Source organism: Swaminathania salitolerans (assembly GCF_007988945.1).
GTDB classification, from domain to species: Bacteria; Pseudomonadota; Alphaproteobacteria; order Acetobacterales; family Acetobacteraceae; genus Swaminathania; species Swaminathania salitolerans.
Window position 1 is genome coordinate 294,286 of record NZ_BJVC01000002.1, and the last position, 20,538, is coordinate 314,823.

17 protein-coding genes are annotated in these 20,538 nt (G+C 61.9%); 13 read left to right on the forward strand and 4 right to left on the reverse strand.

Annotated features, from left to right (window positions below; translation table 11 throughout):
- The first annotated feature begins 34 nt into the window (after positions 1–34).
- A complete protein-coding gene (locus tag SSA02_RS05395; protein ID WP_147092926.1) occupies positions 35–487 on the forward strand; it encodes an MlaD family protein in 453 nt (150 codons plus the stop codon).
- Between the two features lie 33 nt (positions 488–520).
- On the opposite strand, the gene SSA02_RS05400 is transcribed toward SSA02_RS05395, so the two are convergent.
- The 3 genes from SSA02_RS05400 to SSA02_RS05410 all read right to left on the reverse strand — a co-directional run bounded on the left by SSA02_RS05400 (position 521) and on the right by SSA02_RS05410 (position 3,553).
- Positions 521–1,645, reverse strand: a complete 1,125-nt coding sequence (locus tag SSA02_RS05400) for an ATP-grasp domain-containing protein (protein WP_246103653.1) — start codon at positions 1,643–1,645, stop codon at positions 521–523.
- Positions 1,646–1,652: 7 nt separating this feature from the next.
- On the reverse strand, positions 1,653–2,249 hold the full coding sequence (locus tag SSA02_RS05405; protein WP_371859184.1) for a DedA family protein: 597 nt from the start codon (positions 2,247–2,249) through the stop codon (positions 1,653–1,655).
- Between the two features lie 248 nt (positions 2,250–2,497).
- Positions 2,498–3,553 carry a LacI family DNA-binding transcriptional regulator gene (locus tag SSA02_RS05410; protein ID WP_147092928.1) on the reverse strand — a complete coding sequence of 352 codons (1,056 nt, stop codon included), beginning with the start codon at positions 3,551–3,553 and terminating at the stop codon, positions 2,498–2,500.
- A 395-nt stretch (positions 3,554–3,948) separates the two neighbouring features.
- Between SSA02_RS05410 and SSA02_RS12880 the strand changes: the two genes are divergently transcribed.
- From SSA02_RS12880 to SSA02_RS05470, 12 genes are all read left to right on the forward strand, one after another.
- Complete coding sequence (locus SSA02_RS12880; protein WP_246103654.1) at positions 3,949–4,467, forward strand: hypothetical protein; 519 nt, start codon at positions 3,949–3,951, stop codon at positions 4,465–4,467.
- A gap of 52 nt (positions 4,468–4,519) precedes the next feature.
- Positions 4,520–5,557 (forward strand): lytic murein transglycosylase, encoded by a 1,038-nt coding sequence (locus tag SSA02_RS05420; protein WP_246103655.1) that lies wholly within the window; start codon positions 4,520–4,522, stop codon positions 5,555–5,557.
- Entirely contained in the window at positions 5,544–6,413 is an 870-nt protein-coding gene (locus SSA02_RS05425) for a septal ring lytic transglycosylase RlpA family protein (protein ID WP_147092929.1), read from the forward strand. The genes SSA02_RS05420 and SSA02_RS05425 overlap by 14 nt, the downstream gene beginning before the upstream one ends.
- 9 nt (positions 6,414–6,422) lie before the next feature.
- On the forward strand, positions 6,423–7,649 hold the full coding sequence (locus SSA02_RS05430; RefSeq protein ID WP_147092931.1) for a D-alanyl-D-alanine carboxypeptidase family protein: 1,227 nt from the start codon (positions 6,423–6,425) through the stop codon (positions 7,647–7,649).
- 3 nt (positions 7,650–7,652) lie between these two features.
- Positions 7,653–8,282 carry a dTMP kinase gene (gene tmk, locus SSA02_RS05435; RefSeq protein ID WP_147092932.1) on the forward strand — a complete coding sequence of 210 codons (630 nt, stop codon included), beginning with the start codon at positions 7,653–7,655 and terminating at the stop codon, positions 8,280–8,282.
- Positions 8,279–9,223, forward strand: a complete 945-nt coding sequence (locus tag SSA02_RS05440; protein ID WP_147092934.1) for a DNA/RNA helicase domain-containing protein — start codon at positions 8,279–8,281, stop codon at positions 9,221–9,223. Before tmk ends, SSA02_RS05440 begins: the two co-directional genes overlap by 4 nt.
- Positions 9,220–10,785 carry a methionine--tRNA ligase gene (metG, locus tag SSA02_RS05445; protein WP_147092935.1) on the forward strand — a complete coding sequence of 522 codons (1,566 nt, stop codon included), beginning with the start codon at positions 9,220–9,222 and terminating at the stop codon, positions 10,783–10,785. The genes SSA02_RS05440 and metG overlap by 4 nt, the downstream gene beginning before the upstream one ends.
- Entirely contained in the window at positions 10,782–11,564 is a 783-nt protein-coding gene (locus tag SSA02_RS05450) for a TatD family hydrolase (protein WP_147092936.1), read from the forward strand. Before metG ends, SSA02_RS05450 begins: the two co-directional genes overlap by 4 nt.
- Entirely contained in the window at positions 11,561–12,346 is a 786-nt protein-coding gene (locus SSA02_RS05455; protein ID WP_147092938.1) for an MBL fold metallo-hydrolase, read from the forward strand. The genes SSA02_RS05450 and SSA02_RS05455 overlap by 4 nt, the downstream gene beginning before the upstream one ends.
- 344 nt (positions 12,347–12,690) lie before the next feature.
- Entirely contained in the window at positions 12,691–14,637 is a 1,947-nt protein-coding gene (locus tag SSA02_RS05460) for a PrkA family serine protein kinase (protein ID WP_147092939.1), read from the forward strand.
- Positions 14,638–14,658: 21 nt separating this feature from the next.
- On the forward strand, positions 14,659–15,969 hold the full coding sequence (locus SSA02_RS05465; protein ID WP_147092941.1) for a YeaH/YhbH family protein: 1,311 nt from the start codon (positions 14,659–14,661) through the stop codon (positions 15,967–15,969).
- Between the two features lie 2 nt (positions 15,970–15,971).
- The gene (locus tag SSA02_RS05470; protein ID WP_147093382.1) at positions 15,972–17,474 is read left to right on the forward strand and encodes a SpoVR family protein; all 1,503 of its coding nucleotides are present in this window, start codon (positions 15,972–15,974) and stop codon (positions 17,472–17,474) included.
- Between the two features lie 464 nt (positions 17,475–17,938).
- Here SSA02_RS05470 and SSA02_RS05475 read toward each other — a convergent pair whose 3' ends face one another.
- Positions 17,939–20,521, reverse strand: coding sequence for a cation:proton antiporter (locus tag SSA02_RS05475; RefSeq protein ID WP_147092943.1), 2,583 nt, complete (start codon positions 20,519–20,521; stop codon positions 17,939–17,941).
- Between the last annotated feature and the right edge of the window lie 17 nt (positions 20,522–20,538).

Here is a 20,538-nt window from a genome sequence, read left to right on the forward strand (position 1 = left end):
CTGCGTTCGGGACACTGACGGGATAAAGGCGCCGATGGCTGCAAAAAACAGAGGCGGAGCGATCCTGGCGAGCACGATCGTGCTCGGGGTCGCCGCGGGTTTCCTGATCTATGCGGGTGCGCAGCGTCATGGCCCGGCCGGAGATACCCAGAGACTTCACGCCCGCTTCGTATCGGCCAACGGGTTGTCGCGCGGAGCGTCCGTCGTACTCGCCGGAGTCAGGGTCGGAACAGTGTCGCGGATTTCCCTCGATCCGGGGACCCAGATGGCCATGGTCGATTTCTCGATCGACAGGAATCTGCGTCTGCCTGTCGATACGGCCCTCAGCATCGCCGCCCCGTCGATGACCTCGGATAACGCCCTTCAGATCGCCCCGGGGAAGTCCAGGCAGTTTCTCGCAGCGAACACGACCATCACCGATACGCGCGCGCCGAGCTCGCTCGAACAGCAGGTCAGCAATTATATCTTCGGTTCGGGAATCCAGTAGCGTCCGGACGCGCTCGGGCCGGGCCGCTTCGGATCAGTCGTTGAGGGGATAGAGCGCGAGAAGCCGCCTCTGCTTGCGCCAGTACCGCAGCATCGTATAGGCGCCGCAGGTCTTCCACCCGCGTGCCCGGTTCAGCGCCCCGATACGGAAGGCCTGACGATAGTGATAGAACTGGGCCCTGTAGGCTTCCCAGAGGGTCGTACGCGAATCCCAGATATGGGTGGCCTCCGAACCGACCCCGTTCAGCTCGATGATCTCGAATCCCTCACCCGCTCGCAGGGCTTCCACGGAATCCGCCTTCACATCGATCCGCCCGAAATGGAATTCGGAAACGTCGCCGATGATCTCATCCAGACGCCGTGTCAGGGCCTCGGTGGCATCCTTGCACCCGTTGCGGAAGATGGAGCCCTTGCAATGATTGCCGGTGAACACGAGCTGAACCGCTTCGCCCGGTGCCGGTACGGTGTCGAGACGCTCCCGAAGCCGGGGGAGATAGATATCGGGCAGGAGATTGGTCCGGCTGTCTCGCGCGATCAGATCGCGGATGGATGTCTGTCCGTCGCCATGAAGAACAGGGGCCTCCTTGTACGTGATCGACGTGATCCGGCCATGGGGGTCACCGGGGTCGCGCATGTAGAAAAGACCCGCTTCGACAGGGCCGCGCGCCAGAGCCTGGGCAAGGACGCGCACCCCGAGCGGAAAACTGTCGAGAACCGCACCGAGCTGCTCGCGTCGTTCGACGAGTTTGACCCCTGTCCCGTTGCAGCCGATATCGGGCTTGACCACGAGCGGGAAGCTCAGCCCGCGAGCGTCGATCTTCGCCAGAAGCCTCTCGGCATTGCCTTCCTTCCGGTTCCGGCGAAGCATGATCGTCACATAAGGTGCGATCCAGCCCCGTGCCACCGGGCCGGCAAGATCGAGAATGCCGCTCTTGCTTTCTCCACAGAGCCCGCCTGTCTCGATCAGCGGATTGGCGGCGCTCGGTATGCTGAAATCGCCATATCTCAATCCCATGGCGATCCAGTAGAGGACGATCGGCGTATAGAAGATCGAACCGGGCCAGAATTCGAAAAGGGAGAGGGGATGCGGCTCGCGAGAGTCTGTTTCCCTGTCTGTCCGGACTCCGTCCGACGACGTTTCATGAACTGTCTGCAGCATCGATCTATCAGTCACTGAAAGTCTGGAAGCGCGCTATGAGCCGCCCGACGAAAAGAAGTGTCAGAACGAACCCCGCGATCCCGAACCATCGCCATCCCTCCATATGCGCGCTCAGCCAGCCCCCGACATGGAGGGAGACACCGAAGAGGAGCGATGTCCAGATCAGCGTGGCGACAACAGCACTCCCCGCGAAGGCGCCGAACGGTGCCCGGAAGAATCCGCAGGCCGTATAGAGAGGCAGGCGCGCTCCGGGGATGAAACGGCTGATGACGACCGTCCTGACCACGTTGCGGACAAACCAGTCGTGACCGCGGTCGTGGCGGGGCAAGGTGAGCCAGCGTCGTGCAGGCGGCCAGGACGAGCCGAGCGCTCCGAGGCCATAGAGACCCAGATCGCCGACCGCGACGCCGATATAGAGAGCGACGAGCGCGACGGACACGCTGATACGGCCGTCATCTGCCGCCATGGCGGCGATCATCGTGGTCGCGTCCTCCAGAATGAAGGTACCCAGAATCACGGCAAGCCCCTTGGACCACCAGGCCGCCCCCGCAACGGAGAGCAGATGATAGAGCGAGCCGGTTTGAAACATGGAACCTTCAGACATGGCGGAGCATGTGCCATGCCCGCACGGAAAACGCCAATCCGGCGAAACGCCGTTACCATAGCGCCATTCACCGACGAGGCAAATATCGGGGGAACACCCCGAGGCAGATCCCGGGACAGATTCCGGGGCGGCTCCGGGGGCTCGTCCCCGGTGCTCGGCTCCGGGGGCTCGTCCCCGGTGCTCGTCCCCGGGGCTCGTATCGGGAGCAAAGCCGGTTATGGCGGGAAAGGAGGGCAGGAGAGGGAAGTTCAGCCCCCTTGCGGTTCAGCGGCTGACGCGCCGAAACTCGCACGCAGGATCAGGCGTGGCGGAATCACATCTTCCTCGAAAGGGAGATCGGGCCGCTCTATACGCGCATGCAGTCGTCTCGCTGCGGCAAGCCCCACCTCCCGGGGTCGTGTCGCGATCGTCGCAAGTGGCGGAAAGGCGGCCGCCGCCTGAGGCAGATCGTCCATCCCGATAACGGCGAAAGCCTCTCCGACCCGACGCCCCAGTCGCCGCAGATGATGCGAGAGATCAAGGGCAATGACGTCGTTGAAACAGATCGCTGCGTCGGGAGCATCCGGGGAGTCGAGGAGGCGATCCATGGCGGCCTCATCGTAACGGTTATCCGGCTTGCCCGAAACGACATAGCGTTCACCGATACCGAAGCGTCGCGCAAATGCCAGATAGGCCTCGAGCCGCGCGCGCCCGGCGGAGTGCGCGGTCATGTTGCCGACATAGGCGATCCGTCGCCTGCCGCTCTCAACAAGGCGCTCCATCGCCTGAGCGACACCGCGCCCATAATCCACAGCGACGTAATCTCCCGTCATCCCGCCAGCATCACCGACAGGGATCCTGCGCAAGACCTGCACGAAGGGAAGACGCAGACGCGAGAGCTCCCCGACGAGATCGGGCCCGCTGCCGATCGCGGGGCAGAGGATGATTCCATCCACATTATGCTCGCGCAGGCGCTGGATCTGCCTGGCCTGGCGGTCTGCGGATTCTCCGCTATTGGCGATGAAGCACACTGTGCCGAGAAGGTCGTTCGCCTCCTCGACGCCTGCGGTCAGCGCGCCGAAGAACGGATTATCCATGTTCGGAAGGACGAGACCGACGGTTCCGGTCCGGTTGTGACGGAGATTGGCCGCACCGCGATTATAGATATAGCCCAGACGCTTCATTGCATCCTGAACCCGGTCGCGGGTCGCGGTTGCGACGAGGGGACTTTGCCTGAGTACGAGTGAGGCCGTTGCCCGGGAGACCCCGGCCTCCCGGGCGACTGTCAGGAGATTGACGGACGCCTTTCCGGGCTTCGCTTTCATCGCCCCACCATGCGGGATCCGGTCTCGCCGGAAAGAAGCGAATTCCCCTCGCACTTCAGAATTATACAATCCTCCCAGAAAGATCATAAGTTGGTTACAGAAAATCGTTCATATGAGCAATAAAAATTCAAAATGATTTGTTACTAGCCACTCCAGCCCTCTTTCGACTAGGAGGCACGCAACGAAGTTGACATGTGGGACAGAATGCAAAACTCAACGCAAACCCACAATTCGGGTATAAGCACAACACGACATCGGGAGAATCGGAGTTAATTCAAATGATTTTTCTGGTGTAGACGCTGACCTGTCTCTGAAACCGGGGCTGGAAAAAGCCCTTTCGTCCTGCTAGTTCCCCGGCTCGTTCTTTATTCATAAAGAAAACTAAGAGGTTGCCATTGGCTAAGATCGCCCGGTCCCGCTCGACCGCCGCCCGCAAGAGAACAACCGCAAAGACGTCGGACGGGACCAATCGCGAGAGCGTGCCGGCCACGCCCTCGCCCGAGGAACCGGCTTCTGCGCCGGAGGCGGAGCCCGTTTCCGCAACCGAGCACGACGCGCAGGCTTCCGGAGGCGGAACCTCGCAACAGCACGCATCGGCGACGGATGCGGACGCGAGCGCGTCCGGCGCGGCAGAGACGCCTGCCGGGCCGCCCGTGCAGACGACACGCTATCCGGCAGACGCATTATATTTCGACGCAGCCTGGTATCGTGCGGCCTATCCGGATGTCGAAGCCTGCGGAATGGATGCCGTGGAGCATTTCATGACGCACGGATATCTCGAGGGCCGGAATCCGAACGCGATATTCAGGGTCGACGCGTATATCGCGGCCAATCCCGACATCAGCTTGACGATAAACCCTTTCTTGCACTTCATCATGTATGGCGCGTCCGAGGGTCGTCCCCTGCATCCCTGAGCCGGGGAGGGTCGCATGGAGCGCTTTCGAGACCCGAACGGCAAGGATGGGAATGACTGTGCTCGATAGAAGATCGCTCCTCGCGACCGCTATACTGGCCCCTGCCGCGGCCCGACCCGCCATGGGTCGTACTGCCGCGCATCATGCGGCCGCGCATCATGCGGCCGCGCATCGCAAGACGCATGCAGCGCATAAAAGCTATGCGTCATTTCTGGCGGGCATACGCGAGGAGGCGATCGCGCAGGGTCTTTCCGCCGCGATCGTCACCCGGGCTCTCGCGTTGACGAAAACGCCGAATGCCAGGGTTCTGAAACTCGATCGTCACCAGCCTGAATTCACGATGACCTGGGCGCAATACCGGACGCGCGTCGTCGGAGCGACCCGGATCAGTCAGGGGAAGGCCGCCTGGCAGCAGCGTCAGGATCTGCTCGAACAGACGGGACGGGCCTATGGCGTCGATCCGCGCGCCATCATCGGTATCTGGGGTCTCGAATCGGGATTCGGTCGCAAGACCGGCTCGTTTTCGGTCATCGATTCCCTTGCCACGCTCTCCTATGACGGGCGTCGCGCGAAGTTTTTCCATGGCGAGCTGATGAAGGCGCTCCAGATCCTCGACCATGGCGATATTCTCCCCGAGGCAATGCTCGGCTCCTATGCCGGCGCCATGGGTCAGCCCCAGTTCATGCCGAGCGCCTATCTCCGCTTCGCCGTGGATGCCGATCATGACGGGCATCGCAATATCTGGACCAGCGAGCCGGATGTCTTCGCTTCGGTCGCCAATTACCTGCACAAGAGCGGGTGGCAGGATGGGGCGCCATGGGGGCAGCCCGTCCAGCTTACCCAGCCCATCGATCAGGCCCGGACCGGTCGTGGCAAGACGCGCACCCTCGGGGAATGGATGTCCCTCGGGGTGCGACGCAGCGACGGAAGCCGGTTCTCCCGTCCGGATGAGCCCGGCGCGCTCCTCCGTCCCGACGGGGACGGAACGGAAGCCTTCATGGTCTATCACAATTTCAACGTGATCCGGCGCTACAATCCCTCGGATTACTATGCACTCGGCGTGGGGCTTCTCGGTTATGCCATTGCCTGATTCGCGACGTCTCGTCGCTTTCCTGTGCCTTTACGGTCTGGCCGGATGTCATCATGAATCGTCGAAAACGCGACAGGATGTGCGCTACGTAACGGGTGCGGCGTGGCAGGGGCGGGATGGCTGGTTCTACCCCGCCGAGGATTTCGCCCTGAAGGAACGCGGTCTGGCGGTAATCGCGACGAAGCCCGCAAGCGGCGTGACCGCAGATGGCGAGATCTGGTCGGCGCGCGCGATGACGGGCGCACATCAGACGCTTCAGCTCCCCGCCGTGGTGAGCGTACGGAACCTGCAAAACGGACGGATCGTCCGGATACGTCTCAATGATCGCGGGCCCGGTACGGCAGGGCGCATCATCGCGATTTCACCACACGCGGCCGCGCTGCTCGGCATGGGAGAGGCGCCAACCCCCGTCGAGATCGTGGAAGACGAGGCGCTCAGCAGACGCATCGCCGACTCCGATCCCCATGCCGCCAAGCTCGAGATCGCGACCGCACCGCGCGAGGCGATCACGGCAGAATCGCTTACGGACGGTCACAAGGAGGAAATCGGCGGCGCGCCCTCCCGCGAGGACGCAAGGAGCCAAGCGCTCCTGCTGCCTGAAATGCCGGCGACGGTGCAAAACGGAATGGCCGAGACCGTCAGTTACGAAATCCTGCTCGGATCCTTTTCGGGTCGATCCGTCGCCGCCCGGGTCGCAGCGCGATGCGACGGTGCGGTCACGCGCGGATCGGAAGACGGAGGGCGTTTGCCGTGGCGCGTGACACGCGGCCCCTTCACAACGGTCGCCGAGGCAGATAGGGCATTGGATCAGGCGCGCCCATGCGGCAGCACGGGCGCTCGGATTGTGGTCAGGTAAGGGTTCGACGTGCGGACAAGACGTTTTCTGCTTTCAGGTGCGGCTGGTTTGGCCGTCTCGACTCACTTCGCCCTGGCGCGACCCAGACGCGGCCATTCGGGACATGCATCTCCCACGCCCGAGGCCACGCCTGCGCCGGGCGCCTCTCCGGCCAGCACGCCGATCGGCCCCCTGGACACCGTCGCACGCTGGGCCTGCGTGATCGATTACGATACGGGAGCGACCCTGCTCGAGAAGGATGCCGACGCGCATATGCCGCCATCCTCCCTGACCAAGATGATGACCGCCTATATCGTGTTCGGAATGCTGCGCTCGGGTCATCTCTCGCTCACGCAGATGCTTCCGGTCAGCGAGAAAGCCTGGCGTACCCAGGGATCGAAAATGTTCGTTCCGCTGGGCGAGAGCGTCTCGGTTTCCGATCTGATCGAAGGGATGGTCATCCAGTCCGGAAACGACGCCTGTATCGTGCTCGCCGAGGGAATCGCGGGGTCGGAAGATCAGTTCGTGGCGATCATGAACAGGGAGGCGGCGAAGCTTCGCCTCGCGAACACCCATTTCATGAACTGTACCGGCCTGCCCAACGACGCCCAGTACATGTGTGCGCGCGACGTCAGTCTGCTCGCGATGCATCTCATCCGCGACTACCCTGAATATTATCATTTCTTCGGCGCCACGGAATTCACCTTCAACAAGATCAAGCAGGGCAATCGCAACGTTCTGGTCGACAAGGGTCTCGCCGACGGGCTGAAGACGGGCCATACCGATGCCGGAGGATACGGCCTGTGCGCGAGTTCCAAACGGAATGGACGCCGGGTCATCATGACCATCAACGGGACGAACTCGATGAACGAGCGTGCCCATGAAGGCGAGCGTCTGCTCGGCTGGGCCTTCGCGAATTTCGAGAACGTGACGCTCTTCCATCACGGTCAGGTCGTCGATCACGTGCCGGTCTATATGGGCGAACAGGCAGACGTGCCACTGATCGGCACGCGCGACATCGTCCTGACCCTTCCGCATGGCTGGCAGCAGCGCAGCCGTATCAGCGTCGAATATCCGTCTCCCGCCATAGCTCCCGTGATGGCCGGACAGACGCTCGGCGCGCTCGTGCTGCAGAACCAGGGAATGCCCGACATCCGTCTCGATCTCGTCGCCGGACAATCTGTGCCGCGTCTCGGGCTGGTCGGTCGCGCCATGGCCCGTCTGGGCCACGGCCCCAAACCCGTGCCGCATAGCTGAGGCGTGAGCGGGTTTTTCATCACCTTCGAGGGCGGGGAGGGCGCCGGGAAATCGACGCAGGCCCGCGCGCTCACCGCGGCACTCCGGGCGCTCGGCAAGACCGTGGTTCTCACCCGCGAACCGGGCGGATCGCCCGGGGCTGAGTCGATGCGCGAACTGCTTCTGTTCGGCGATGCGCCCCTTTCGCATCGCGCGCAGATTCTCGCTCACATGGCGGCTCGGGCGGATCATCTCGATACACTGATCCTGCCGGCGCTGAAGCGCGGGGAGATCGTCATCTGCGATCGCTTCCACGATTCGACGATGGTCTATCAGGGATACGGACTTGCCAGCGCGGCACCGGATATTCTCGCATTCATCCGTGCCCAGCGCGCCCTTCTCGCCTGCGAGCCCGACCTGACCCTTCTTCTCGAAGTGCCGGTCGATACGGGTGCCGAGCGCGTCCGCATCCGCGGGGGGCGTGCCGACCGGTACGAAGCCGAGGCGCGCGGCTTCCACGAGCGGGTCGCTTCGGGGTTCGCGTCTCTGGCGGAGGATTTCCCCGAGCGCATTGCGCGCATCGATGCGACGCGTGACGAGGCGACGGTCACGTCGGATGTCGTGGCGACGACCCTGCATCGCCTGCCGCGATGAGCCGCGAGGCGAACACCCCCGCTTCGACGCCGCTGGTCGGTCATATCGCCGAACGGCGTCTCTTCCGACGGGCGATGGAAAGCGGGAAACTGCACCATGCCTGGATGATTCACGGAAGGGCGGGAACAGGTCGGACCTGCTTCGCATTCGACGCCGCGCGCCTGCTCCTGAACGGAACCGATCCGGACAGCAGAAGCGCGAGACAGATCTCTGCCGGGTCGCATCCGAATCTTCTCGTGATTCGCAGGCGCATGGACGAGAAACGCAAGAAAATGCGTCAGGAAATCGTCATCGACGATGTTCGACCGGTTCAGGATTTTCTTCATCATACGGCAGCGGATGGCCGTTGGCGTGTGGTGATCGTGGACGATGCCGAAACGCTCAACCGCAGCGCCGCGAACGCCCTGCTGAAACTGCTGGAGGAACCGCCGGAGGACGCCGTCTTCCTGCTGACCTGTCCGTCACCCTCGAGCCTCCTGCCGACCCTGCGCAGTCGCTGTCGTCTTCTCGCCCTGTCTCCCCTCGACGACACGGAATGCGACCGGGTCCTGGCCCAATGTGGCGTCGATGCGGCTGACCGGCCGCGGCTCGTGCGTCAGGCCCAAGGTGCGCCGGGCCGTGTTCTGGCCACCGACCTCGACCAGGACGAGACGGCACGCAGGATCGTGGCGTCCCTCCTCGAGGGGAAGGAGGATCCGGAGTCCGACATGCTCGCCGCGTTCCTCAGGCACGAGGACGGTTTTGCCATTCTCTGCAATTTGCTAGGAGAGGCCCTTGCGGACCGGGCCAGATCGCTGGCTGCGCAAGGAAAGCTGAGTGCGGCCTCCCGGGCCGCGGACGCATTCTCCTCCCTCCAGACGCTCAGACGCGAGACGGAGCGGTTCAATCTGGACAAGAATCAGGCTGCCAGACAGGCGGCCGCCATAGCGAGTGCCCCATGACCTCCATCACGACCACACCAGGGACCAACAGATATTACGTCACGACTCCCATCTATTACGTGAATGGCGCACCGCATATCGGTCACGCATATACGTCCGTTGCAGCCGACGTTCTGGCCCGCTTCAACCGCCTCGACGGAAAGGATGTGTTCTTCCTGACCGGCACGGACGAGCACGGCCAGAAGGTCGAGCAGGCCGCGCAGAATGCCGGTGTGGAAACGCAGGCCTTCACCGACGGGATTGCGTCCGATTTCCGCGACATGGCCGATGCCATGGACATTTCCTATGACGATTTCATCCGGACCACGGAGCCGAGACACAAGAAGGCCGCCCAGGCGCTCTGGGAGGCGGTATCGGCGAACGGCCATATCTATCTCGGCGCCTATGAGGGGTGGTACGCGCTGCGCGACGAGTGTTTCTACTCGGAAGACGAACTGACGACCCGTCCCGACGGCAGCCGCATCGCGCCGAGCGGCGCCCCTGTGGAATGGGTGCGCGAACCGTCCTATTTCTTCCGTCTCTCCGCTTTTCAGGATCGGCTCCTCGCGCTTTACGAGCAGCATCCCGAGTTCCTCGGGCCGTCGGGACGCAGGAACGAGATCGTGAGCTTCGTGCGACAGGGCCTCAAGGATCTGTCGATCAGCCGCACGAGCTTCAGATGGGGCATTCCCGTCCCGAACGATCCGGACCATGTGATGTATGTGTGGTTCGACGCGCTGACCAATTATCTCTCGGCACTCGGCTATCCCGATCCCGGGGCCGAACGCATGGCCTTCTGGCCCGCCTCGGCGCATATCGTCGGCAAGGATATCATCCGTTTTCATGCCGTGTTCTGGCCCGCCTTTCTCATGGCGGCCGGAATCGCGCTTCCCGAGGCGGTCTATGCCAATGGCTGGTGGACCATCGAGGGAGAAAAGATGAGCAAGTCGGTCGGCAACGTCGTGGATCCCCGCGATCTCGTCGCGACATACGGTCTGGACCCGGTGCGGTTCTTCCTTCTGCGCGAGGTGCCGTTCGGCGGTGACTCCGATCTGAACCGGCGCTCGCTCGTCAACCGGCTCAATGTCGAGCTGGCCAACGATCTCGGCAATCTCGCCCAGCGTACGCTGAGCCTGATCGCGCGGAACTGCGAGGGCATTCTTCCCGCCTTCGGCACGCTTTCCGACGATGACCGCGCGCTGCTTGCCGGTGCATCGCTCCTGCCTGAGCTTCTTCGTGGACAGATGAAGCGTTTTGCCCTGACCGATGGTCTCGAGGAGGTGTGGAAGGTCATCCGGGCCTGCAATGCCTATATCGATCGTCAGGCTCCCTGGGCGCTGAAAAAAACCGATATCGTGCGTATGGCGAGCGTCCTGCGCGTTCTTCACGAGGCTTTGCGGCATATCGCGACGACCCTTCAGCCTTTCATGCCCGGAACCATGGCGAAGCTACTCACCCAGCTCGGGGTCGCAGAGGAGAAACGCGACTTCGCAGCCCTGAGTGAAACGCTCGAGGAGGGAATCGTCCTGCCTGCACCTCAGGGCCTTTTCCCCCGGCATGTGCTTCCGGAAGATGCCTCGTGACAGGTCTGATCGACTCCCATTGCCATCTCGACCGTCTGGACGATGTGCCCGCCGCCCTTGCCATGGCCCGCGAGAGCGGGGTGAGCGGCATGACGACGATCGGCACGCGTCTGTCCCATGCACAAAAGCAGATCGACCTGACCGCTTTCGATCGTCCCGAGCTGCGCATCTGGTGCACGATCGGCACCCATCCGGACCATGTCGGAGAAGAGGCCCCGCCGCGTCTGGACGAGATCATGACGCTGTGCGCGCCCGATTGCGTGATAGGCATCGGGGAATCCGGGCTCGATTATCTTCACGGCGGCGTGCCTGTCCGCGCGGCCCAGGCAGACAGCTTCCGTGTTCATATCGCCGCGGCGCGCGAGACGGGTTTGCCTCTGGTGATCCATGCGCGCGAAGCCGATGACGACGTGGCCGCCATCCTGCGCGACGAGCACGAAAAAGGGGCCTTTCCCTTCCTGCTGCATTGTTTCGCATCCGGCATGGCGCTCGCCCGCACTGCGGTCGAGCTTGGCGGTTACATCAGCTTCTCGGGGCTTCTGACCTTTCCGAAATGCGAGACGATCAGGGAAGTGGCGCGTGCCATGCCGCAGGAGCGCATCCTGGTCGAGACCGATAGCCCGTTTCTCGCCCCCGTACCCAGGCGCGGCAAGCCCAACACGCCGGGCTATGTCATCCATACCGCGGCCCGTCTCGCACAGGAGCGGGGCATGTCGGCAGAGGAAATCGCCGCGCTGACGACAGGCAATTTCCGGCGTCTCTTCCGGCGCGCTGCATGAAGGTCACGATTCTGGGCTGTGGCGGCTCCGGCGGCGTTCCCATGGTCGGGGGAGATCATGGCGAGGGGATCTGGGGCGTCTGCGATCCGGCCAATCCGCGCAATGCGCGTACGCGCTCTTCCATCGTCATCGAATCCCGGGAAGGAAAGCGGCTTCTCGTGGACTCGGGTCCGGATCTGCGGGCACAGCTGCTTCGCGAGCATATCGGGGTCGTCGATGGTGTGATCTACACCCATGAACATGCCGATCATGTCGGGGGGCTGGACGAGCTGCGCGCGATCAACCGCATGCTCGGCGCGCCGCTTCCGCTCTATGCCACGGAAGCCGTCATGCGCGAGCTAGAGGCGCGCTACGCCTATGCGTTCCGCCCCTGGAGCGGATCGGGCTTTTTCCGCCCCGTCCCGGATCCGCATATCGTCGGCATGACCGATCGTCTGGATATTTGCGGCCTCGATCTCCAGCTCTTCCCGCAGCGTCACAATCGCATCCCGACGCTCGGGCTGCGCTGCGGTGATTTCGCCTATTCGACGGATGTCGAGCATCTGGAAGAAGAGTCTCTCCTGGCACTCGAAGGGGTGAAGACCTGGATCGTCGGCTGTTTCCAGTACGAACCCCATATCGCCCATGCCTGGGTCGATCTGGTGATCGCATGGTGTGAACGCTTGCGGCCCGAGCGCACCATCCTGACTCATATGGGGCCTGGCCTGGACTACGAAACCCTGAAAAACGCCCTGCCGCCGGGAATCGAGCCCGGTTTCGACGGCATGAGCTTCACGGTCTGATTCCACGTTCGCAATCTGCCACCCGGATCTGCTTCCCCCGGATCGAGACCGGGACTCCGGGATCCGTTTTCTGGAACCGGCAGACGATTTTTTTGTTGAAGCGCGCTCGGGCTACGCGATAGCGTGAGCATTCCGGGTCGGTCCGGTGCTGTTTCATCCCGCCTCAAATCCCTGAAAATCCGGAATAACCGGAACGTTCAATCGTCTGTCGAAGAATGCGCTTCTTCGCGGCTTTCGTCGTCCTCTGTCGCCTGACTTCCCGACTCAACGCCTGCATGTCTCCCGGAGGGTTCGACCGCTTCGCCCCCGAACCAGTGGCAGGTTTTCATCGGAGCATAAGAGTCATGAGTTCATCCTCGGACGTTTTCACGCTTGCTTCCTCCTTTCGCGAGGAGCGCCGCGAAACAGAGATGTCTCTGGCCGCCTATCTGTCGCTCTGCCGTGAAGATCCGAGCTGCTATGCGAGCGCTGCCGAACGGATGCTCAGGGCGATCGGAGAGCCGGTCATGCTGGATTCGGCGCGCGACCCGCGGTTGAGCCGCATCTTCATGAATCGCACCGTCCGCACCTATCCGGCCTTTGCCGATTTCTACGGTATGGAAGATGCGGTCGAACAGATCGTCGGGTTCTTCCGTCATGCCGCGCAGGGTCTGGAGGAACGCAAGCAGATCCTCTATCTGCTCGGCCCGGTCGGCGGTGGAAAATCCTCGCTCGGCGAGCGCCTGAAATCGCTGATGGAACGCCAGCCGATCTATGTGCTCAAGGCGGGAAAGCAGATCAGCCCCGTCTTCGAAAGCCCGCTCGGGCTGTTCGATCCCGAGCGTTACGGGGATACGCTCGAGGCCCAGTACGCTATTCCCCGTCGCGTGCTTTCGGGCATAGCCAGCCCGTGGGCGCTCAAGCGGCTGGAGGATTTCGATGGAGATATCTCGCGCTTTTCGGTCGTGCGCCTCAATCCCTCCAGACTGCGTCAGATCGCGATTGCCAAGACGGAACCGGGAGACGACAATAATCAGGACGTCTCGGCGCTGGTGGGCAAGGTCGATATCCGCCAGCTCGAGAATTTCAGCCAGAACGATCCGGACGCCTACAGCTTCTCCGGCGGGCTCAATCGCGCTAATCAGGGCATTCTCGAATTCGTCGAGATGTTCAAGGCCCCGATCAAGATGCTTCATCCGCTCCTGACGGCCACGCAGGAGGGGAATTACGTCGGAACGGAGAATATCGGTGCGATTCCGTTCACGGGTGTCATCCTCGCCCATTCGAACGAGGCGGAGTGGCAGTCATTCCGCAACAACAGGACCAACGAGGCCTTTCTCGACCGGGTCTGCGTCATCAAGGTGCCCTATTGCCTGCGCGTGACCGAGGAATCGCGTATCTACGAAAAACTCATCCGCTCCTCGGCGCTCGGAGATGCACCCTGCGCGCCGCATACGCTCGAGATGCTTGCGCAATTCGCTGTCCTGTCGCGCCTGAAACCTCATCCGAACTCGACCCAATACGCCAAGATGCGGGTCTATGACGGCGAGAACATACGCGAGACGGATCCGAAGGCGCGCGCCATGCAGGAATACAAGGACAATGCGGGCGTCGATGAAGGCATGGAGGGCATTTCGACACGCTTTGCCTACAAGGTTCTCTCGGCCACGTTCAATCACGATCCGTCAGAGATTTCAGCCGACCCTGTGCATCTCATGTATGTGCTCGAGCAGGCGATAAGACGCGAGCAGTTTCCCGCCGAAACGGAAGCCGCCTATCTGGCGTCGCTGAAATCCGATCTTGCGCGGCGCTATGCCGAGTTTCTGGGCAACGAGATCCAGAAAGCCTATCTGGAAAGCTACAATGATTACGGACAGAACCTGTTCGACCGGTATCTCGACTATGCGGATGCCTGGATAGAAGACCAGGATTTCAAGGACCCGGATACCGGGCAGCTCATGAACCGCGATCTTCTCAATGCCGAGCTGAGCAAGACGGAAAAGGCCGCGGGAATCGCAAACCCGAAGGATTTCCGCAACGAGGTGGTAAAATTCTCGCTCCGGTCGCGCGCGAATAACGGTGGGCGCAATCCCTCCTGGACGAGCTACGAGAAAATTCGCGACGTGATCGAAAAGCGCATGTTCAGCCAGGTGGAAGATCTTCTTCCCGTCATCAGCTTCGGTTCGAAGAAAGACAGCACGAGCGAGCGCAAGCACGACGAATTCGTAAGCCGTATGGCCGCACGCGGCTATACGGAGCGTCAGGTGAGACGTCTGGTCGAATGGTATATGCGCGTCAAGCAGTCGGCCTGACCGCTGATAACGGAGCGTTTCATGGAACTCATAGACAGACGCCCCAATCCTCACGGCAAGAATACCGAAAACCGCCAGCGCGTCCTGACCCGCGCGCGTCAGGCCATACAGGATGCGGTGAGGAACGCCGCGGCTCAGGGTCGCATTCGCGAGATCGGCAAGGACAGCGCGGTATCCATTCCCGCCGACGTGCTGCACGAACCGAGCTTCCACCGTCAGATCACGGCCGGGCGCCGTCATTTCGTGCTGCCCGGCAACAGGGAGTTCGTGAAGGGGGACAGGCTGCGCAGACCGCCGGGCGGGGCCGGGGAGGGAAGCGGGGAGGGAAACTCGGCCAGCGAGGAGGGGGGCGGTCAGGATTCCTACCGCTTCGTCCTCTCGAGGGATGAGTTTCTGGATCTGTTTTTCGACGATCTTGAGCTGCCGGACCTCGTCAAGAGGGAGATCGCTGCGACCACCTCCCGCGCGACCAGCCGTGCAGGCCTGACGAGCGACGGATCACCGTCCCAGATCGATCTGGGACGAACGATGCGCCGCTCGATGGGACGGCGTATCGGTCTGAAAAGACCCAAACCGGCCGAACTGATCGCGATCGAGGAAGAAATCGACGGGCTGGAAGCCTGCCGCCCCTTGTCGGACCGGCAGTTTCTCAGGCTGCAAACACTGCGTGAGGCACGCGATCATCTCCGGCAGAGACTGGCTCGCATCCCCTGGGTCGATCCGGTTGATCTCCGGTTTCGCCGGTTCACCCCGGTTCCGAAACCCACGACCCAGGCCGTCATTTTCTGCGTCATGGATGTCTCGGGTTCGATGACCGAGAAGATGAAGGAGCTCGGAAAACAGTTTTTCCTTCTGCTGCACGTCTTCCTTGAGAAACGATACGAGAAGCTGGAAATCGTTTTCATCCGCCATGCCGAGACGGCGGAAGAGGTCGATGAGGACAAGTTCTTCACGGATACGCGAACCGGTGGGACCGTCGTTTCGACCGCGCTGGAGCTGATGCACGGCATACAGGCCGAGCGCTTTCCTGCGGATCGATGGAATATCTATGTCGCGCAGATCTCGGACGGCGACAATATCGCGTCGGACATGACCCGCGTCAACCGGCTCATGGTCGAGCAGATCCTGCCAGTCGTACAGTATTTCGCCTATGTCGAGGTCAGTATCGGCGGGTCTGTCCTGCGGGGAGAAACGGATCTGTGGAAAGGATATAAATCCCTCGCCGACGCAACACCGCATCTGGCCATGCGCCGCATCGAGGATCGTCGCGAGATTTTCCCGGTTTTCAGAGAGCTGTTCGCCAGAAAGGCGCAGGAACGGGCAGGGGGGTGACCATGCTCTATACAGGAACCGACTGGACATTTGCCACGCTGCGCGATTGCTATGGAGAAATCGACCGCATTGCGAGCGAAGAGCTGCGCCTCGACACCTATCCCAACCGGATCGAGCTGATCACCTCCGAGCAGATGCTCGACGTCTATACATCGCATGGCATGCCGATCAGTTATCCGCACTGGTCTGCGGGCAAGCGCTTCGTCTCGCATGAAAATGCCTACAGGAAGGGCCTCATGGGGCTCGCCTATGAGGTCGTCATCAATTCCAGCCCCTGCATCAGCTATCTGATGGAGGAAAATACGGCAACGATGCAGGCCCTGGTCATCGCCCATGCGGCATTCGGTCATAATCATTTCTTCAAGAACAACAGGCTGTTCAGGGAGTGGACGGACGCGACCCAGATTCTCGACTATCTGGAATTCGCGCGGGGTTATGTGGCGCGCTGCGAGGAGAGATACGGGGTCAGGGCGGTGGAGCGTGTTCTGGATGCCGCCCATGCCCTGCAGAACCAGGGGGTGGATCGCCATACGGGCAGCAAGCGGCTCGATCTGCGTCAGGAGCAGGAACGCGCGCGAGAGAGGCGCGCCTATGAGGACGAGCAGTTCAACGATCTCTGGCGAACCCTGCCTGACGAGAAGACAGCCGATCTGCGCAAGGGTGAGGATGCCGATCCATCGACGGGGCAGGGGCTGCCGGAGGAGAACATCCTCTATTTCCTAGAAAAAAACGCGCCGAGGCTGGCGAACTGGGAGCGGGAAATCATCAGGATCGTTCGTCTCATCGCCCAGTATTTCTATCCCCAGCCTCAGGCAAAACTCATGAACGAAGGCTGCGCGACCTGGGTCCACAACCGCATCATGCATCGCCTGCATGAGAAGGGCCTCATCGACGACGCCGCCATCATGGAGACGATCCATTCGACGACGAACGTGATCACCCAACGCGGCTTCGAGGAAGGGGGAGGGCCGAATTTCAATCCCTATGCGCTCGGTTTCGCAATGATGACCGATATCGCGCGCGTCTGCACCGAGCCGACAGAGGAAGACCGGCTCTGGTTTCCGGGCCATGCCGGCAATGACGACCCGATCGGCACCTTGCATCACGCCTGGTCCGAGTATCGGGACGAAAGCTTCGTCCAGCAATTCCTGTCCCCGAAAGTGATCCGGGATTTCAGGCTGTTCCGTATCGAGGACGATCTCTCACAGCCGTTCCTGCTCGTGGATGCCATTCATGACGAGCAGGGTTACCGCGAGATACGACGCAGCGTTTCCGCCTCCTACGATCCCGGGCTCCAGTCGGAAGAGATCGAGATCGTCGGTGTCGATCTTACCGGAGATCGCATATTGCGGCTCGAGCACCGCACGCGGCCAGGGCAGCTTCTGCACCCGACCGATGCCCGCCTGACCCTCGACCATCTGAGCGCGCTTTGGGGGTATGGCGTCATCATCAAGGAAGTCGATGCCTCGACCGGCGCGGAGCTGGGAAGTTACGCCAAGGCCTGACAGACCCGTTTTCCGACGGCGATGTGGCGCGATGCGGTGGATCGGCGGTTCCGGGATCGCGGGTCCGGAATTCCGGGCTCAGGATCCCGGGCTCACGATCACGGGGTCAGGATCACGGGCCAACGATCCGGACGTCGCATCCGGATGATGCATGACTAGAACCATGGCGCGGGTTTTCCGTAGCGAATGGTCCGGAACGTCGCGCCATCCATGCACGGATTGCAGCCGACCAGTGCCGCAGGACCCGGAGTCCATGCGCTCTGGCCATAATATCGAGTTGGCATAATATATCTTATCGAACTTTTATATGCGGTGAAATCCTCTCCGATATCCAGCGCGGCTCTTTGGTCCGGATGCCGGGACTTATCCACAATACGGCTGCTCCGAAGGCGCTTGGACGCTTGCACGGACATATTGTGGATAAATGCCCTCTCAGAGAGGCCGCCGGACGGACGACCGGACGCTCACCTGTCCTGTCCGGTCTCATTGTCATGCGCCTTGATCAGCTCCCGCGCCGGCATGAAAGGCTCCTTGCTCCCTCCCAGCACGAGAGAGAGCCTGTGCCCGTCGCTCAGGCGGGCCTGGGCCCGTTCGTCGATCGTGCGTCGCACGATCGGGTATTCCTCGAGCATCCTGCGGAAAAGATGTGCAGGTATCGCGAGGAGATGACAGAATTGCAGCGTCCGGACCGTTCCGCGCGACCGCGCTCCATTGATCAGGGCCGATGCCCCGATCAGGTCCCCTGCCCCGAACTGCACGTCCTGCTCGGCGATATGCACCTCGGCAAGTCCGGCGACCACGGCATAGATCGTCGTTATCTTTCGTCCCCGTTTGATCAGGACCTCTCCCGGTGACGCGAAACGCAGCGAGATATTCATTGCGAGATCATGAAGGATCCCGTCCGGGACGCCGCGAAATGCCGGGAAAGAGCGCAGGCGCTGCTCGATCCCGCTCTTGAGATTGAAGCGCAACGGCTTTTCGAGCCGCTCCTGTCTCTTCTCGACATCTTTCAGAAGCTCGCGATGCAGCTCGTCGCTGACCAGATTGTCCGACAGAAGCTCGTCATATTCCTCTTCTTCGAGGCGGAGCGCGATCTGGTGCAGGATCCGGCTCTCGAGCGCCTCGGAATAGCCCTGATAATGCAGGCGCATCATCTCGAGCGCATCGTCGAGCATCCGTCTCTGACGGCCCAGAACCTCGGACACGATCTCGCTGATACGCGAGCCGAGAGTCGGCTCCAGACGCTGATGCATGAAACGCATCAGCGAGAGCGAAACCAGATGCGCGATGACGAGCATCTCGAACCGCTCCGACATGCAGTACATGAGCGGCTGATCGATATGAAACCGGCGATGCAGCATCTGCGCGATACGAAAGCGCAAGGTCGGCCTGAGGCGGCGACGCAATGCGCGGACATAGCCGTAACGACCTTCGAGCCGGGCCCCGTCCACCATCGCGGCCGAGGACCGCAGGAGCGTCTCCATCACGCGCCGTGAGAGACCGCGTATGCGGAAAAGATCGAGCAGAAGGGAGCGCTCGCGATTGGCGATGGTGATCAGGGCGAGCGTCACGCGCTGCCTGTCGCCGAGCGCCGTATCGAAGGTGTTGGCCTCGCTCTCCTCGCGTGCCCGCCTTTCGATCTGTCCGATGATCGTTTTCTGCGTCCCCTTCCCGAATCCCAGCTCATCGGCCAGATCATGGGTGCGCTCCGCCACCTGGGCGAGACCGCTGCTCAGCACCTGGTGACGCATCGCGGCATCGATGGGCGGGAGCTGGTCGAGCTTGAGAAACACCACCAGATAACGCAGCGTCGTTCCATTGACGAGAAGCGTGAAGAGAACGAACCCTGTCGCGATGATCCCTATGAAATGCGCGGTCGAGGTCGATACACGCTGATTCTCGGTCACGGCAAGCGCCAGAGCCAGTGTGATGGCACCGCGCAATCCTCCCCAGACCATGGTCGTCTTGAAGGGGGCCGGAACCGGGGGCGACAGCTTGGCTGCAGCGAGCAGCGGAAGCAGGCCGAAAACCACCGCACCGCGTGCGAGCATACCCGCCGTGGTGGCGATCAGGATCAGCACCCAGTCCCAGCGCGTCATGCCGATGAGCAGTCTCGGCACAAGCATGGATGCAAGGACGAAGACCAGAGAACCCGCCCAGAAAACGAGCTGGACCCAGAGCTCGTTGAGAAAACGCCAGACCTGCGGCCGGAAGGTCGAGGGGCCATAGACCGAGACGGTAAGACCCGAAGCCGCAACGGCAACGACACCCGAAAAACCGAGGAACTCGTCGCATACGATATAGACGATGTAAGGCAGGGCGAGCGTGAGCGTGACTTCGGCCGCAGCCGCGCTCCCGAGGCTTGCAATCATGAGGAGGAACAGCCGCCCGACGGCGATTCCCACCACCATTGCCCCGCCGAACGATGCGAGGAAGTTCAGCACCGTCTCGCCGAGCTGGATATGACGATGCGAGGTGACGGAAGAGAGCAGGATCGAGAAAATGGCGATCGCCGCGGCGTCGTTGAGCAGCGCCTCCCCCTCGACCAACCGGGTCAGGCGGGACGCAGCGCCGATTTCACGAAAGATCCCGGCAACGGCAGACGGATCCGTGGTGGCGACGATGGACCCCAGAAGGAGACAGACCACGAGAGACTGTCCGGCAAAAGGATAGAGCGCCATACCGATGGTCAGGGTCGAGACGAGCACCGCAACCACCGCGAGCAGCAGAACGGTTGCTGTCTCGTGGGCAAGGCGCCTGACATCGATGGCAAGCGCCCCCTGGAAGACCAGAATCGGCAGGAAGATCAGCAGGAAGGCTTCACTGTTGATCGGAAAATAGAGCAGCGTCTCGGCCGCTCCGTCGAACATCTCGGTAATCGAGGAGCGCAAAAGGAGATCGGCGGCCGCACCGATCCCGATCCCGGCAAGAGCGAGAAGAACCGTCTCGGACACTTCGAGCCGTCGGGCCAGAGGCTGAATGGCGCTGATGAGAACCATCAGAAGCGCCAGCGCCAGAATAACGGCAGCCAGTCCCGTGACCATCATGTGAGTATCGTCTCCCT

What these genes read in the sequence shown, in the direction of transcription:
- SSA02_RS05425 (WP_147092929.1), top strand. Translation starts at nt 5,544, where the DNA reads ATGCCATTGCCTGATTCGCGACGTCTCGTCGCTTTCCTGTGCCTTTAC.
- metG (WP_147092935.1), top strand. Translation starts at nt 9,220, where the DNA reads ATGACCTCCATCACGACCACACCAGGGACCAACAGATATTACGTCACG.
- SSA02_RS05465 (WP_147092941.1), top strand. Translation starts at nt 14,659, where the DNA reads ATGGAACTCATAGACAGACGCCCCAATCCTCACGGCAAGAATACCGAA.
- SSA02_RS05400 (WP_246103653.1), bottom strand. Translation starts at nt 1,645, where the DNA reads ATGCTGCAGACAGTTCATGAAACGTCGTCGGACGGAGTCCGGACAGAC.
- SSA02_RS05470 (WP_147093382.1), top strand. Translation starts at nt 15,972, where the DNA reads ATGCTCTATACAGGAACCGACTGGACATTTGCCACGCTGCGCGATTGC.
- SSA02_RS05455 (WP_147092938.1), top strand. Translation starts at nt 11,561, where the DNA reads ATGAAGGTCACGATTCTGGGCTGTGGCGGCTCCGGCGGCGTTCCCATG.
- SSA02_RS05440 (WP_147092934.1), top strand. Translation starts at nt 8,279, where the DNA reads ATGAGCCGCGAGGCGAACACCCCCGCTTCGACGCCGCTGGTCGGTCAT.
- SSA02_RS05405 (WP_371859184.1), bottom strand. Translation starts at nt 2,249, where the DNA reads ATGTCTGAAGGTTCCATGTTTCAAACCGGCTCGCTCTATCATCTGCTC.
- SSA02_RS05410 (WP_147092928.1), bottom strand. Translation starts at nt 3,553, where the DNA reads ATGAAAGCGAAGCCCGGAAAGGCGTCCGTCAATCTCCTGACAGTCGCC.
- SSA02_RS05395 (WP_147092926.1), top strand. Translation starts at nt 35, where the DNA reads ATGGCTGCAAAAAACAGAGGCGGAGCGATCCTGGCGAGCACGATCGTG.
- SSA02_RS05460 (WP_147092939.1), top strand. Translation starts at nt 12,691, where the DNA reads ATGAGTTCATCCTCGGACGTTTTCACGCTTGCTTCCTCCTTTCGCGAG.
- SSA02_RS05420 (WP_246103655.1), top strand. Translation starts at nt 4,520, where the DNA reads ATGACTGTGCTCGATAGAAGATCGCTCCTCGCGACCGCTATACTGGCC.
- SSA02_RS05475 (WP_147092943.1), bottom strand. Translation starts at nt 20,521, where the DNA reads ATGATGGTCACGGGACTGGCTGCCGTTATTCTGGCGCTGGCGCTTCTG.